Raw genomic sequence first — 14,666 nt, forward strand, 5'->3', positions numbered from 1 at the left:
CTCCACAACGTGACGGGCCTCACACTACTGAGACCCCCACCTCCGGAGGACCGCTGCTCCGGGCACGTCCGGGGCAACCGGGTGACACCCCGCCCGAGCCCGATCCTGGACCGGGGGAACACATCCCCAGTCGCGGACGTGCGCACCGGGCGCACTGAGGCCGCCCAGCAGTCGCACGAGTGGATCGGGGGTCGTGGTTCCGGCCAACACCGCCGCCGCTGCGGCTAACAGTTCGCGCCTGTTCACATCCTCACCCAACCCCTGTGCGTCGAGCGCACGTTCGTAGGCCGCTATCAGTTCGGGCGTCGCCGTGCGCTGACCAGTTTCCACCATCCCGAGCAAGGATTTGCTGTAGTGGGTTCGCTTCGCGAGCGCGGCCAAGCTGACCTTGGCGCTTTCGCGAGCGCTCCGCAGTGCTCTCGCCGTCTCGGACATGACGACCGTCTCCCTCGTGCTGTGGACGGCTGTGGACACCGAATCCGTTCCGCGAGCGGTGTGCCACAGCCAAGCTACTGGCAGGGCACAAGCCCCGTGGCCGGTCCGGTGATCACCACCCCGACGGGGATCACCGGACCACCACCCAGAACGCACAACGGAGCCTTGCGGTGCTCGACCTGCACGCGTGGACACAGGTTGCCCTGGTGATTATTCGGGAGGCCCGAGACCCGGAGGGAATCCGGATTCCCGAAGAAGAAGCCGCGCGGTGGGTGGAGGCACTGGCGGTCAGCACGGACGCCCTTGCGCGAGGTTCCCGAAATTCGCACGGGAAGGGGAAAGATGACGCTCTCGACCATCCAGCCACTGATTTCGAGCGAAGTCCGCAACCGGCTGGTCCGGCAGCTCGTGAACGAGCACGCGGGGATGACCGGTGACGAGGCGGTGCGGATCGTGGACGCGACCGTGGCGTTCCTGAAGGTCTGCGCCGACCACCCGGACGGCCACTTCCGCCCGAGCCTGCGGGTCGACCTGGGGTGGCACCAGTTCATCCTGAACACCGTCGACTACGCGGAGTTCTGCGACCGCGTCGCGGGCCGGTTCCTGCACCACGTGCCCGAGGAGTTCGCCCCGCCGCGTGCCACGCCCTCCGACACCGCGCGGATGCTCGCCCCTACGGTGGACGCACTTCGTGCGGCGGGCTTCGAGGTGGACCCGGACCTGTGGGCGACGGCCGGGTCCGCGCAGTGCTCCCAGTGCCACGCCGGGTGCACCAACTGCGGCCAGGGTGGTGACGAGGACGGCGCGGCGGCCCGGAACCGCACGCTCGTGACGACGGGGCGCTGAGCCCCAGAACAGGAACAGGTGATGGCGACCCGTCGTGATTGGCACGACCTGCCCGAAGGGGTGCGGCAGGCCGTGGAACAGCACACCGGACCGGTATCGGAAGTGAGGTCCCCGGACAGCGGTCGGAACTCCGAACTCGCCGTCACGCTCACCACGGCGTCCGGACCGGTGTTCTGCAAGGGCATCACGACGGGCTCGCCACTCGCGGCCATGCACCGCAACGAACTCACGATCGGCCCGCACCTGCCCGACGAACTCGCGCCACGCCTGCTGTGGCACGTCGAAGCCGATGACTGGCTGATCCTCGGGTTCGAACACCTCGACGGTCACCACGCGGACCTGTCCCCCGGCTCGACCGATCTCCCCGCAGTCGCCGACGCGGTAGCCCGGATCGCGGCCGGCGAACCCCCGCAGACCCGACCGATGGCCATCCAATGGCACCAGGCCCTCAAGAAGGAACTCGGCTCACCACCACCGGACAACGCCGATCCGTGGTCCGAGACCAACGCCGAACTTGTCGTCGACTGGGCCGCCCGCGCGCCGGAACACCTCGACGGCGACCGCTTGATCCACTCCGACCTGAACCCGGCCAACTTCCTGATCACCGGCACCGCGAAGGTGATCGACTGGGCCTGGTGGCGCACCGGTGCCGCGTGGATCGACCCCGCGTTCCTGACGGTCCGACTGATCGCCGAAGGACACCGCCCCGACGCGGCCGAGAACTGGGCACAGCGCTTCGACGCCTTCGCAGCAGCACCGCCGCACGCGATCACCTCGTTTGCCGCATCGCTGCTCCGCATGTGGGAACGCCGATTCGCCACCACCCCACCCACCACAGCAGTACGTACGTGGACGCGGCACCGAATGAGCTACTACCACGCACTCAACACCGACTAACCGACGCTTCAAGCGTCTCCGCGAGAAGCCGGTTCGACACCCGAAACGCCCCAACCAGCCATTTCGCGCCGGAAAAACACCACGACACTCAGGGCGTGTGCGAAGAGTGGCCGGGATGCCCAGAGGGGAGGGAGGCCCTGAACTTTCGGACCACCCTCCCCCTGCGGCAGTCGCCCCCGACGAACCCGCCGCATTCACGCGGAGGTGGGCAGGCGCGAACAGACCCCAATTTCCCTCTAGGGATAGTGGGGTCGAATCAGAACATCAAATAACGAAGAGCCGGTGAGACTCAGGTACGCACCTGCGCACCCCCCGCGTCGATCAGACGGCGGCGACCGGCGGGACCGGGCGGGTTCCCGAACGGTTCAACCGGGCGTTGCGGATCATCTGTCGCCCGCCGGTACGGCCGAAGGTGAACCCACGGTTCTCCAACTCGGTCTTCAGGTTGCGCAGGGTGTAGCGGTGGCGCTCGGCGTGACCTTCCTCCTCCGCCCAGTCGAAGTACGCCACGTGCACCTCCTTGAGCGGCACGGTCCCGGACTCCGCCGGCGCAAGGATCGAGTCTGGGCCGGAGAACCCGTCCAGGGTGTCCTGATCGGCGCGGTAGCCGCCGGAATGCCCGGTCAGGGGTCGTGTCGAGGGTGAATCCGCAGCTAGTAGCGGTCTCCGATGGCTAGGCGCCGGTGGGCTTCGCGTGCTCGCTCGTCCGCCGCGCTCCGGCCGTAGCGCTCCAACATCGCGTCCGACTTCCACCCACCCAGCCGCTTGAGATCCGAGTCGTTGCCGCCGAGCTTGCGGAAGGTGTGGGCGAACGTGTGCCGGAACTGGTGGGTGTGCAGACCTTCGATCCCCACGGCGGCGCCGCGTCTGGTGAGCATGTGCCCGAGCGCGACAGGGCTCAGCCTGCCCTTGCCCGTCTTCGCGCCGAACGGCACGGTCCGCACGTGTCCACCCTTGCCGGTCACCCGGATGAAGTCGTAGGCCAAGTCGACGTCGTCCACGTCCAAACCGGCGATCTGGGATCGGCGCACGCCGGTGTCCGCGAGCAGGCGGATGATCGCGCGGTCGCGCGACGCCAGGAACCCGCGTCCCGTGCAGCCACCGAGGATCTTGGACATCTCCCGGTCGCGGATGACGGGGATCGGCTTGTCGGGCGCCTCGGGCTGCCGGTGCCCTCCATCGGTGACCGGGTGATGACCTCTTCGCCGATCAGCCACGTGAAGAACAGCCGGATCGCCCGGTAGTTGGTGTTCGCGGTCGCGGCCGAACGCGTGTCGATCATGTGCGCCACCCAGCCCCGCACGTGGCTTCGGGTGACCTCGTCGGCGGTGCAGAGATCACCCTCCGCGATCAGCCACGCGACGAGGTGCCGCACCGCCGTCAGGTATATCCGGATGGTCGCGTCGCTCTTGCCGTCCGCGCGGAGGGATCGGCGCCAGTCGCGGACGAGCGCGTGCCAGTGGCGGTGGAGGGAGTGACCGAGATCCCCAGTCGAGGAGGGCTTTCGTACCCACGGAGTGCTCCGGTTCAAGGTGCGCAGTTGTGTTCGCTGCGAACCCGTCGGCGGAGGTGGAGCACCCGGAAACAGAAACGGGGTCCCGCTGCGTTTCCGCAGCTGGGACCCCGTCTTCAGCGGTGGCGGTGGGATTTGAACCCACGGAGGCTTTCACCTCACACGCTTTCGAGGCGTGCTCCTTCGGCCGCTCGGACACGCCACCGCCGAGAACAATACAGGTCCCCCGAACGGGGGTGGAAGTGGGGGTCAGCGCCAGCTTCTCATCGCGTCCGCCAGGCGGCCGCGGGCTCGGCACAGGCGGCCTCGGACGGATTCCTCCGAGGTGGTCAGGGTGGTTGCTATCTGCGCGTACGACAGTCCTTCGACCTCCGCCAGGAACCAGACCGCGCGTTGGGTGGGCGGCAGGGTGGACACCGCCGCGTGCAGGGCCGTCACCGTCGCCGCGGCCTCGACCAGGTGTTGGGGGTCGTCGGAGGAGGCGCAGCGCTGTTCCGGCACCGACGGGACCACCACGCAGCGGCGGGTGCGGAGGACGCCCAGGCAGTGGCGTTCGGTCACCCGGAACAGCCACGTGCGGACCGCCGCGGGGTCGGCCAGGTCGCCCAGCCGGCCCCACGCGGTCGCGAAGACCTCCTGGGTGACGTCCTCCGCCTCGGCCGCGTCGCCCAGGATACGGACCGCCACCCGGAACACCCGCACCGAGTACCGGTCCACCAGCGCCGCAAACGCCGCACGGTCACCCCTGGCCACCAGTACCGCAAGCACCGCGTCCTCCACCACGGGATCGTGGCACCGACCACCGGAGGCGGCTACTTCAACGAGCCGGCTAGAGGTCGGCGAAGAAGCCCTCCAGCAGGGCGGCGCACGACGACTCCAGCACGCCGCCGACCACCTCCGGGCGGTGGTTCAGCCGGCGGTCGCGCACCACGTCCCACAGCGAGCCCACCGCGCCGGTGCGCGGCTCCCAGGCGCCGAAGACCACCCGCGACACCCGGGCCAGCACCAGCGCGCCGGCGCACATCGTGCAGGGTTCGACCGTCACGGCGAGCGTGCAGCCGGTCAGCCGCCACCCGTCGCCGAACCGGCCGGCCGCCGCTCTCAGGGCCAGCACCTCGGCGTGCGCGGTGGGGTCGCCGAGCGCTTCGCGGCCGTTGCACGCGCGGGCGAGTTCCGCGCCGTCCGGGCCGTAGACCACCGCGCCGATGGGGATGTCACCCGTGGCGGGCGCCAGCGAAGCGACTTCCAATGCGGACGAGACCATCTCTTCGTAAGGCGTCACGCCTGAATAGTGTCCAGCAACTTGGTGAACTCGTCGCCGAAGCCGATCCGCTGGGCGATCATCTGGAGCTGTTCGTCGGGGTAGAGGTCGACCTCGTCCACGATGACCTGCAACTCGTGGCGCGGCATCCCGAGGTCCGCGAGCACCGCGAGGTCGCCCTCGGGCCACAGCTCCTCGTCCTCCTCGTCGGGAGGGTCCACGCGCAGCAGGTCGAGCACGTCCGCGGCGATGTCGTAGTCCAGCGCCGCGGCGGCGTCCGACAGCAGCAGCGACACCCCTCCCGGCACGGGCCTCAGCACGATGAAGAACTCGTCGTCCACGGCCAGCAGACCGAACACCGCACCCGTGGAGCGCAGTTGACGCAGCTCCGTGATCGCCGCGTCGAGTTCGGACAGCGCGGAGCTGTCCATCTTGCTGCACCGCCAGCGGCCGTCCTCGCGGACGACGGCGACTGCGAAGCCACCGACGGGCTCCTGGTCTGCCATGGTGCACACCGTAGGGCCACCGCACCACACCCGGTAGCACGGGGGCCTCGCGTCCCGGCATCGGGGTGGAACGGGTGCCACTATCGAGGGATGAGCACAACTCTGTCGAACGCCCAGCCGACCACTCCGGAGCCACGGTTCACGGGGTTGGCGGAAGCGGCACGGGCCCTCCAGCCCCGGACGGTGGCGCTGCGCCGCCAGATCCACCGGCACCCCGAGCAGGGGTTGGAGCTGCCCGCCACGCAGGCCGCGATCGAGCACGCGCTGAACGGGTTGCCGCTGGAGATCACCACCGGTACCAGCACTTCCTCTCTCACGGCGGTGCTGCGCGGCGCGCGGCCGGGCCCGACCGTGCTGCTGCGCGGCGACATGGACGCGCTGCCGCTCCAGGAGGAGACGGGGTTGGAGTACTCGTCCGAGGTCGACGGGACGATGCACGCGTGCGGGCACGACACCCACGTGGCGATGCTCGCGTCCGCGGCCCGGCTGCTGTCGTCGCGGCGGGACGCGTTGAACGGGCAGGTCGTGTTCATGTTCCAGCCGGGTGAGGAGGGTCACCACGGCGCCCGGTTCATGATCGAGGAGGGCGTGCTCGACGCGGGTGGCACGCCGGTGGAGAAGGCGCTGGCGCTGCACATCTCGTCCACCTTGCAGTCCGGCGTGGTGGTGAGCAGGCCCGGCCCGATCATGGCGTCCGCGGACACCTTCACCGTGCGGGTCACCGGGCGCGGCGGGCACGGCGGCATGCCGCACGACGCGATCGACCCGGTGCAGGCCGCGGCGGCGCTGGTGCCCGCGTTCAACGCGCTGGTGGCACGGCGGGTGAGCGTGCACCGGCCGGCGGTGGTGACCGTCGGGCGGATCCTCGCCGGCACCACGAGCAACATCATCCCGGAGTCCGCGCTGCTGGAGGGCACCGTCCGGACGCTGTCCGAGGAGACCCGGACGTTCGTGCTGCGCGAACTGCCCGAGCTGGTCGCGCACGTGGCCGCGGCGCACGGGTGCACGGCGAAGGTCGAGATCGTGCCGGGGTACCCGGTGACGGTGAACGACGACGTGGTCGGCCCGCACGTGGTGGACGTCGCGGCGTCGGCGCTGGGCGCGCGGTGGGCGGTGCCGATGGAGGACCCGCTGATGGGCGCCGAGGACTGGTCGTACGTGTTGCAGAAGGTGCCGGGCGCGATGGCGTTCCTCGGCGCGTGCCCGCGCGGGGTGGACCTGGCGCACGCGGAGGCGAACCACTCCAGCCGCGTGCTGTTCGACGAGGCCGCGATGGAGCACGGCGTGGTCGTGTACTCGGCGTTCGCGCTGGACGCGCTGCGGTGACGCCTGGTCGGCGGGCGCTCCGGCGCCCGCCGGCAGGATGAGGGCCGTGCGTGACGTGTGCGTGGTCGGACTGGGGTTGATCGGCGGCTCGGTGCTGCGCGCGGCGCGTGCGGCGGGGCGTTCCGCGTGGGGCGTGACGGCGTCGGAGGCGGACGCGGCGGCGGCCCGGCGGGACGGGTTCGAGGTCGTGGACCTCGCCTCGGCGCTGGACCGGGTCGTGGCGGTCGACGGGCTGCTGGTGGTCGCGGTGCCGCTGTTCGCGGTGGAAGAGGTGCTGCGGGCGGTGCCGGCCGGGGTGCGGGTGACCGACGTGGTGAGCGTGAAGGGTCCGGTGGACGACCTCGTGCGCCGGGTCGCGCCCGGGGTGCGGTACGTGGGCGGTCACCCGATGGCCGGCACGTCGGCTTCGGGGTGGGACGCCGGTGGCGCCGGGTTGTTCGACGGCGCGGCGTGGGTGGTGGCGGTCGAGGACGACACCGACCGCGAGGTGCTCGAGGACGTGATCTCGCTGGCGCTGGACGCGGGCGCGCACGTGGTGCCGACGTCGGCGGCCGAGCACGACTCGGCGGTGGCGCGGATCTCGCACCTGCCGCACGTGCTGGCGGCGGTGCTGGCGAGCGTGGGCGCGGACGGCGGGCCGTTGGCGCTGTCGCTGGCCGCGGGGTCGTTCGCGGACGGGACGCGGGTGGCGGGCAGCCGGCCGGAACTGGTGCGCGCGATGTGCGAGGGCAACCGGGCCGCGCTGCTGGACGCGGTGGACGACGCCTTGGGCCGCCTCGGCGCGGCCCGCGGCTCCCTGGCGTCGACGGGCGGCCTGGCGAAAACCATCGACGCCGGCCACGAGGCCCGCCAAGCCCTCCACTTCCACCGCGCCCGCTTCGACCACGCCCCCACGACCACCGCTCCCACGACCACCTCCGCCGATAGGGCCGACGAGGGCACGGCTGCTTCCACCGACCTGGCCGACGGGGACGCGGCTGCTTCCACCGACCCGGCCCATGGGCGCGAGGTTCCTTCCGCCGACCTGGCCGACGAGGGCGCGGGTCCTTCCACCGACTTGGCCCACGGGGGCACGGGTCCTTCGGCCGACCACGCCGGCGCCGCTCCCGCCTCCCCTTCCTCCGGCCGCACCTCACCGCCCGCAGCCGCGCCGACCGACCGCGACGCGACGCCCGCGATCACACCCACCGACAGCACCCCACCGCCCGCAGCCGCACTGGCCGACCACGCCGCGTTGCCGGCGATCAGGCCCACCGACCACACCCCACCGTCCGCAGCCGCGCCGACCGACCGCGACGCGACGCCCGCGACCACGCCCACCGACCGCGCCCTCACTCCCGCGGGCACCTCGGGCCAGGACGAGCGGGGAGGGGTGGTGGCCGACGCGGCCCTTGGTCGCGAGGACGCCACCATCGACCTCGCCGCGCCCGGCGCCCTCGGCGCGCTGACCGCCCTGGGTCGCGTCGGAGGTCGGGTCGTCGGGCTCTCCCGCCACGTCGTGCGGACCTACACGCCCTGATGTTCTCTCGTTGATAAGTGGGATTGTGGGGTTGTTGAACGATCCTACTTGTCAATGAGGGGACGATCCTTGCCGCCTATGATCCTACAAAGGGCGCGGAATTTACGTCGAACTCACATCGGCGGCGGAAGTTCTATCCTCGCGCTATCACGGCGCTAACCCGGCGTGCATCATTCGAGCGCTTCGCGGTGGCGGATCGACCGGGTGAAAGCGTGGCCACGGTGGGAATTGGCGGAGCCGCGGGGAATTGACGGGTCGACCGGAAGGCAATGCGGGATCGCGAAATTCGGTCGCGTCCGGGTTCGGGCCTGCGGAATTCGCACCCAGGTGGGCTGATCGGGTGCGGCGGCAGCGACTCTGACTAGCGGGAATAGGGGTTGCGGAATAGCCGGGCCGGTGGGTGGGAATTCGAGCGAAGGCCAAGCAGAGCGGGGTCGCAATCGGCACTCGCGAGTCGTATTGTCGTGGTGTGGGACGACTCGGGGTGGTCGCGGTTGTCGGTGGAGTCGCGCTGGTTGTCGGCGCGGTCGTCGTGTTGCGGCAGGGGACGATGCCTGAAGAAGACGTGGCGTTCGGCCGGTACCTGGATTCTAGAGTGGCGTACGCGCCCGATTCCCAGGAACTCGCCACGCCCCAGGACCTGAAGCTGTCCGCGCTCGACCGGACGAGCATCCGGGCGCAGTGGACCGCCGCCGGCGGCTACACGCGCAACGGGTTCGAGGTCCGGTGGGGCGACCACGTCCGCCTCGTGCAGAACACCGAGGTGGAGCTCACCGACCTGGACCCCGAGGCGACGACCGACGTCGAGGTGCGGGCGCTCGACCCGCTCGGCAAGCGGTCCGAGCCGGCCAGGGCGAGCGGCGTGCCGAACAGGCTGGCCGAGCCGCACCGGCTGGACGGCCTGGTCCAACCCGTCGACGTCTTCGACGGCCCGAGCGGCCTCGACCCGCAGCGCTGGCGGCTGCACGGCAACGCCGACTGCGTCGGGTTGCGCCCGTTCAACGGCAAGCGGGTGGAGGTGACCTGCGAGGAGCTCGAACTCCAGGCCAACACCCCGCTCCAGCTCACCGACAAGCCGGACAAGGACGGCGCGTTCGGCCGGGTCGTGTTCACCACCGACGGTCCGGCCGGCGCGGACGACGGCGAGTTCCTGATCGTCCTGCTGCCCGAGCCCTACCAGGACCTCGGCAAGCTCGCCGCGCCCTTCCCGACCGGCTCGATCGTGCTGCACGTGACCAGGCAGGGCGCGTCGTTCGACGTCGGCGAGGGCGCGCTGCCGAACTCCGGCGTCGTCAACATCAACAGCTCCGTCGCGCCGCCGACGCCGGGCGTCCGGCACCGCTGGGAGGTCCGGATCCTGGACGACACGGTGGTCGCGCTCCGCGACGGCGAGGCGCTGGCCACCTCGTCGGTGGAGATCCCGTGGAAAACCGCCCGGCCGCGCCTGGTGTTCCGCAACGCCCGCGGCACCACGCTCGACTCGTTCGGCGTCGCCGGCACGCCCCAGTCGCCGCAGCGGTCGTCGGTGGTCCCGCTCGGACCCGGCACCCAGGACCACAACGCCGCGGTGCTCAAGTCGCCGCCGCGCGACCTGGTCGCCGGCGGCACCTCGGTCCGCGTGGTCGCGACCGTGGTGGCCGAGAAGACGCCGGTGACGATCAAGTACGACGACCGGTCGGCCACCGCGACCTTCCTGAGCCCGGCGTCCGAGGTCGACCAGGGCCGCAACGCCGTGGTGTACGCGGACTTCCCGGTCACCGGCGGCGAGGGGAGGATCTCGGTGAGCGGCGAGGCCGGTGTCACCGTCTACGACTCGCACCTGGTCGTCACCGACGGCCCGGACGCGCACCGCCCGCTGCCCAAGCTCGCCGACCAGGGCACGCCCGAGCCGCGCACGCCGCAGCCGTCGCTCACCGTCGTGCAGGACCAGGGCAAGACGCGGATCGCCGTGGAGCTGGACGGCCGGTCCGAGCGGGAGCTGGCCGCGATCAAGGGCGTCGAGCTCGACCTCGACGGCACGAAGGTCGCCGCCGTGCCCACCAACGGCTCGGCGGGCGGCCGGCACGAGTTCGTGCTCGACGACCTGGCCGCCGGAGCGCACCGGATCACCGCCCGGGTGCTCCCGGTGGACCAGCGGGTCGGCGTCCGCACGGAAGAGCAGTCGTTCGACACCCCGCCGAGGTAGGTCTCAGCTGGGCAACGAGGGGTGACCGCGATCACCCCGCGACCTAGCTTTGCGCCATGGACCGTCGCCGGATCGCCGTCATCGCCGCCGCAGTGGTGCTGTTCGGCGGTGCGGTCGCGGTTCTCCGCACCACCGGCGCGCCCGAGTCGCCGACGACGGCCACCACGTCCGCGCCGCCGCCGACCTCGCTCGCGCCGTTCGCGGGCGAGGGCGTGCTGGTGCCGACGCCCGGCGCGCCGCCCACCGCCCCGACGGCCCTGTCGTTCCGCGCCGGACCGCACCGCCTCCAGGTCCGCTGGACGGGTGAGGCGCCCGGGTACGAGGTGCGCTGGGGTCGGGACGGGCTCGACCGCAGCACGTTGACCACCCGCAACGCCACCGAGCTGAACGGCCTGGACGACGACGTGCAGTACACCGTCGAGGTGCGGGCGGTGGACGCGTTCGGGCAGCGGTCGGAACCGGCGCGCGGTGCCGGGACGCCGCAGTCGTCACGGGTCGACGCCGGTTTCGTGGACCGGTTCGACCAGCCGAACGCGCCCGACCCGACCCGCTGGCGGCTCTCGTCGCGACCGAACTGCGCGCGCGCCACGCCCGGTCGCGACGACGACGGCCGGCGGCTCGTGCTCAGCAGCAACTGCGCCTCCGCGCCCGCCGTGCTGCGCTCGCGCGCGCCGTTCGTGCTGCACGACGGCGCGGGCCGGTTCCTGGTCGACACCGACGGGCCGGGGTTGGACGGCGAACTGCTCGTGGACCTCGCGCCCGGCCCGTTCAGCGCGGTGCCCGGCGATCCGCTGCCGCCGGGCGTGCTGCGGCTGCGGGTGGCCTCCGGTGGTGGCACGTCCACCGTGGAGGTGCTCACAGCCGAGGGAACGCCCACCACCGCGGTGCGCGCGGTGCCGTTGCTCGAGCCCGGCATCACCCACCGGTGGGAACTCCTGATTCGCCCGGACGGGGTGTCGGTGGTGCTCGACGGGTCGACGGTCGCGACGAGCACGGCGGTCGCGCGGTGGTCCGAGGCGACCGCGCTGCTGTCGGTGTCCGGGCCGACCGGGCAGCGGGTCGCGGTGAGCCTGGTGGCGTTCGACGCGGGCGCGCTGCCGCCGTACGTGCCGTCGCCGAAGGTCGACGTGGTGGTGGCGGCGAAGGCGGCGGAGGACGAGGCCGGTCAGCCGGTGGCCGGGGTGACCGGCGGGCAGTTGCGGCTGACGCTGCTGCACTCCGACACCGCGCCGAGCGCGCCCGACCTGTCCGTCGTGGTGGGCGGGGTGAGCGTGCCGCTGCGACCGGCGGTGGCGGGCGAGGCGTGGCGGTCCGGGTACGCCGCGGTGGCCGACCTGCCGAAGGAAGCGGTGCGAGTGGTGGACGGGACGTTGCACGCCACCGTCGTGAGCACCCTGCGCGTGCAGGTGTCGCACGTGGACCTGGAGTTGGCCGGCACGTTCACCGGCACGCCGCCGAGCACCGACACCGCGCCGTTGGGCGGCGTGGAGCGCGAACTCGCCCGGGCCACCGGCAGCGTGCTGGACGCGGCCGGGCACCCGGTGCCCGAGGGCACGCCCGTGCAGCGCGGCAGGCTGGTGCTCGACCTGGTGCTGGACGCGTCGGGGCCGGTCGCGGGGCTCGCCGGGTTCACCGTGCGGGTGGACGGCGACCGGGTGGCGTCGGTGCCGACGACGGCGGCCGGACCGGCGGTGGCCGGGCGGTGGCGGCTCGCGGTGAACACCGGCGCGCTGTCGGCCGGGCCCCACCTGGTCGAGGTGCGACTGTTCGGCACGTCCGCGGACACCCGCCCCACCTCGGCTTTCGTCCCGTTCTTCGTGGCGCAGTGAGAGGATGGGGCGCATGCAGCGCCCGCTGATCCTCGACGCCGCCCGCACGCCGTTCGGTCGCTACCGGGGCGGGTTGGCCGGTGTCCGGGTGGACGACCTGGCCGCTCTGCCGATCACCGAACTGCTGCGCAGACACCCCGTCGACCCGGCGCTGGTGGACGACGTGGTGCTGGGCAACACCAACGGCGCGGGCGAGGAGAACCGGGACGTCGGTCGGATGGCGGCGCTGCTGGCCGGGTTGCCGACGTCGGTGCCGGGCGTCGCGGTGAACCGGCTGTGCGCGTCCGGCGGCGAGGCGATCGTGCAGGCCGCGCGGGCGGTGGCGCTGGGCGACATGTCGTTGGTGATCGCGGGCGGGGTGGAGGGGATGACGCGCGCGCCGTTCGTGCTGCCGCGCGCGGAGAAGGCGTTCCCGGACCGGTTGGAGCCCGCGTCGACGGCGCTCGGCTGGCGGTTGGTGAACCGGCGGATGCGACCGGAGTGGACGGTGCCGCTCGGTCGGGCGGCCGAGGACGTGGCGGTCGGGCTGGGCATCGGCCGGGAGGCGATGGACCTGTACTCGCTGCGCTCGCACCGGCGCGCGTCGGCGGCGTGGGACGCGGGGGTGCACGAGGGTTTCGCGTTCCCCGTGCAGCTGCCGGACGGGTCGTCGGTGCGGCGGGACGAGTCGGTGCGGCCGGAGACGTCGCTCGCGAAGCTCGCGAACCTGGCGTCCGCGTTCTCCGAGTCGGGTCCGGTGACGGCGGGCAACTCGTCGCCGTTGAACGACGGCGCGGTGGCGGTGCTGATGGGTTCCGAGGACACCGCGTCGGAGCTGGGGCTGGAGCCGCTGGCGGAGGTGCTGGGCAGCGCCGTGACGGCGGACGACCCGCAGCGGTTCACGCTGGCGCCGGTGTCCGCGATCCGGAAGCTGCTGGCGCGGCTGAAGGTGTCGGCGGAGGAGGTGGACCTGTGGGAGATCAACGAGGCGTTCGCCGCGATGGCCCTGTCGGTGCTGCACCACCTGCCGGAGGTGGAGAAGGAGAAGGTCAACGTGCACGGCGGCGCGATCGCGTACGGGCACCCGCTGGGCGCCTCGCTGCCGCGGGTGATCGTCGACCTGTGCCGCCACCTGCGGGCTCGCGGCGGGGGCCTGGGCATCGCGGCGGCGTGCGTCGGCGTCGGTCAGGGCATGGCGGTGGCCGTCCGGGTGTGATCACCCGGTTCAGCGATAGCCGGCGGTCGTACGGCTCGATACGCTCCTGCGGCCGAGGTCGCTCGACCGAGGAAGTGAGCCCTGGTAGGTCCGTCGGACGGCGGGAGCCAGGGCTTCGCGCCTGTTGCGGCCGGGCCGCCCCAACACCGGGCGCAAACGATTGCGTCGCCCGAACGAGAGTCAGAGGCGGTAGGCGATTCGGGGGTAGTCGAGGACCAGGCCTGACTCGTCGTAGGTGATGTCCTGGGTGAAGTCGCCGTGGGTGAACGACACCACCGAGCGGTCCTCTTCGATCGTCACCGTGCGGTAGGTCTGGCGCACCAGTTGCACCGACAGGTCCGGCAGCGTCACGTAGACCACCGGGAGTTCGTGGGTGCCCTCTTCGCGTTGCAGGTTCAGCCGGCGCACCGGGATCGCGTTGAACAGGACCGCGAACTGCACGTCCACGTCCACCGCGCCGTCGAAGTCGGCGCGTTCGGCGCCCTGGCCGTGGTCGACCAGCCAGATGCCCTCGGACGAGCGGGACACCGAGATCTGGCGTTCCTCGGACACGGTGGCCGTTCGCAGGAGCAAACGGGTGACCGCGCCGGTTTCGCCGACCGAGACCTCGAACGAGCCGCTGAACTGCTCGCCCGGGCCCGCGGTGACGAGCCGGCCCGAGGCGCGCAGCCTGCGCTCGGACAGCTGCAACCGGACCTGCTCCAGGCGGGGCACGTCGTAGCCCTGCCAGGTGATCATGCGCGCAGAAGGAGAGCGGGCCTCCCCGAGCTGGGCGACCCGCTCATCCGTGTTCGAAGAATTCACTCTCCACCCGGAAGGATGTCCTTGGCCTTCTCGGCCACCGACTTGACCTGGTCCTCGTGCCCGAACTTGCCGGCGACGAACTCGGCCGCCTTGTCGATGCCGTCGTCCACCTTCTCGTGGTTCTGCTCGAGAAGCTCGGACGCCTTGTTCTTGATCTCGTCGAAGTTCATGGTGCTCCCTCGCACTCCTGACGCAGGTTACCCGAACCGACCTCGCGTCCCCAGCGCCAAACGGTACCCCCGGCACCCCGGAACGGCCCGCGACCAGTCGGTCCACCAGGTTGCGACGTCATGACCAGCGGGTATCGCCCGGATGTCCGCACCGACGCGAAACGGCCCCCTCGGCGCTCG

Annotated in this window: 14 protein-coding genes, 1 tRNA gene and 2 pseudogenes; 7 read left to right on the top strand and 10 right to left on the bottom strand. The window is 71.8% G+C overall.

The window, feature by feature from the left end:
- Window positions 1-24 precede the first annotated feature (24 nt).
- The gene (locus AB0G50_RS03705; RefSeq protein WP_360102320.1) at window positions 25-435 is read right to left on the bottom strand and encodes a helix-turn-helix transcriptional regulator; all 411 of its coding nucleotides are present in this window, start codon (window positions 433-435) and stop codon (window positions 25-27) included.
- 342 nt (window positions 436-777) lie between these two features.
- Here AB0G50_RS03705 and AB0G50_RS03710 point away from each other — a divergent pair, with 342 nt between their 5' ends.
- Entirely contained in the window at window positions 778-1,281 is a 504-nt protein-coding gene (locus AB0G50_RS03710; RefSeq protein WP_360101890.1) for a hypothetical protein, read from the top strand.
- A gap of 60 nt (window positions 1,282-1,341) precedes the next feature.
- Entirely contained in the window at window positions 1,342-2,178 is an 837-nt protein-coding gene (locus tag AB0G50_RS03715; protein WP_360101892.1) for a hypothetical protein, read from the top strand.
- 321 nt (window positions 2,179-2,499) lie between these two features.
- On the opposite strand, the gene AB0G50_RS03720 is transcribed toward AB0G50_RS03715, so the two are convergent.
- The 7 genes and pseudogenes from AB0G50_RS03720 to AB0G50_RS03750 all read right to left on the bottom strand — a co-directional run bounded on the left by AB0G50_RS03720 (window position 2,500) and on the right by AB0G50_RS03750 (window position 5,458).
- The gene (locus AB0G50_RS03720) at window positions 2,500-2,688 is read right to left on the bottom strand and encodes a hypothetical protein (protein WP_360101894.1); all 189 of its coding nucleotides are present in this window, start codon (window positions 2,686-2,688) and stop codon (window positions 2,500-2,502) included.
- A 143-nt stretch (window positions 2,689-2,831) separates the two neighbouring features.
- Window positions 2,832-3,395, bottom strand: a complete 564-nt coding sequence (locus AB0G50_RS03725; RefSeq protein WP_360101896.1) for a site-specific integrase — start codon at window positions 3,393-3,395, stop codon at window positions 2,832-2,834.
- Window positions 3,386-3,709: pseudogene (locus AB0G50_RS03730) on the bottom strand (phage integrase N-terminal SAM-like domain-containing protein); the annotation flags it as partial. The pseudogene AB0G50_RS03730 and the gene AB0G50_RS03725, both read right to left, overlap by 10 nt.
- A 102-nt stretch (window positions 3,710-3,811) precedes the next feature.
- Window positions 3,812-3,896 (bottom strand) — tRNA-Ser (locus AB0G50_RS03735).
- Window positions 3,897-3,940: 44 nt separating this feature from the next.
- A complete protein-coding gene (locus AB0G50_RS03740) occupies window positions 3,941-4,459 on the bottom strand; it encodes a sigma-70 family RNA polymerase sigma factor (RefSeq protein ID WP_360101898.1) in 519 nt (172 codons plus the stop codon).
- Window positions 4,460-4,520: 61 nt separating this feature from the next.
- The gene (locus AB0G50_RS03745) at window positions 4,521-4,955 is read right to left on the bottom strand and encodes a nucleoside deaminase (protein WP_360102322.1); all 435 of its coding nucleotides are present in this window, start codon (window positions 4,953-4,955) and stop codon (window positions 4,521-4,523) included.
- A 14-nt stretch (window positions 4,956-4,969) separates the two neighbouring features.
- Window positions 4,970-5,458, bottom strand: coding sequence for a tRNA adenosine deaminase-associated protein (locus AB0G50_RS03750; protein ID WP_360101900.1), 489 nt, complete (start codon window positions 5,456-5,458; stop codon window positions 4,970-4,972).
- A 90-nt stretch (window positions 5,459-5,548) separates the two neighbouring features.
- Here AB0G50_RS03750 and AB0G50_RS03755 point away from each other — a divergent pair, with 90 nt between their 5' ends.
- From AB0G50_RS03755 to AB0G50_RS03775, 5 genes and pseudogenes are all read left to right on the top strand, one after another.
- On the top strand, window positions 5,549-6,784 hold the full coding sequence (locus AB0G50_RS03755) for a M20 family metallopeptidase (protein WP_360101902.1): 1,236 nt from the start codon (window positions 5,549-5,551) through the stop codon (window positions 6,782-6,784).
- Window positions 6,785-6,821: 37 nt separating this feature from the next.
- Window positions 6,822-7,685 (top strand): annotated as a pseudogene (locus AB0G50_RS03760) (prephenate dehydrogenase); the annotation flags it as partial.
- Window positions 7,686-8,853: 1,168 nt separating this feature from the next.
- A complete protein-coding gene (locus AB0G50_RS03765; RefSeq protein ID WP_360101904.1) occupies window positions 8,854-10,488 on the top strand; it encodes a fibronectin type III domain-containing protein in 1,635 nt (544 codons plus the stop codon).
- A 56-nt stretch (window positions 10,489-10,544) separates the two neighbouring features.
- Window positions 10,545-12,317 (top strand): hypothetical protein, encoded by a 1,773-nt coding sequence (locus AB0G50_RS03770; protein WP_360101906.1) that lies wholly within the window; start codon window positions 10,545-10,547, stop codon window positions 12,315-12,317.
- 13 nt (window positions 12,318-12,330) lie between these two features.
- Window positions 12,331-13,512, top strand: a complete 1,182-nt coding sequence (locus AB0G50_RS03775; RefSeq protein ID WP_360101908.1) for a thiolase family protein — start codon at window positions 12,331-12,333, stop codon at window positions 13,510-13,512.
- Between the two features lie 180 nt (window positions 13,513-13,692).
- On the opposite strand, the gene AB0G50_RS03780 is transcribed toward AB0G50_RS03775, so the two are convergent.
- Together AB0G50_RS03780 and AB0G50_RS03785 are read right to left on the bottom strand one after the other, a co-directional pair.
- Entirely contained in the window at window positions 13,693-14,250 is a 558-nt protein-coding gene (locus AB0G50_RS03780; protein WP_360101910.1) for a putative glycolipid-binding domain-containing protein, read from the bottom strand.
- A gap of 62 nt (window positions 14,251-14,312) precedes the next feature.
- Complete coding sequence (locus AB0G50_RS03785; RefSeq protein WP_360101912.1) at window positions 14,313-14,486, bottom strand: antitoxin; 174 nt, start codon at window positions 14,484-14,486, stop codon at window positions 14,313-14,315.
- Window positions 14,487-14,666: the final 180 nt, after the last annotated feature.

This window comes from Actinosynnema sp. NPDC020468, from assembly GCF_040642015.1.
Lineage (GTDB): Bacteria > Actinomycetota > Actinomycetes > Mycobacteriales > Pseudonocardiaceae > Actinosynnema.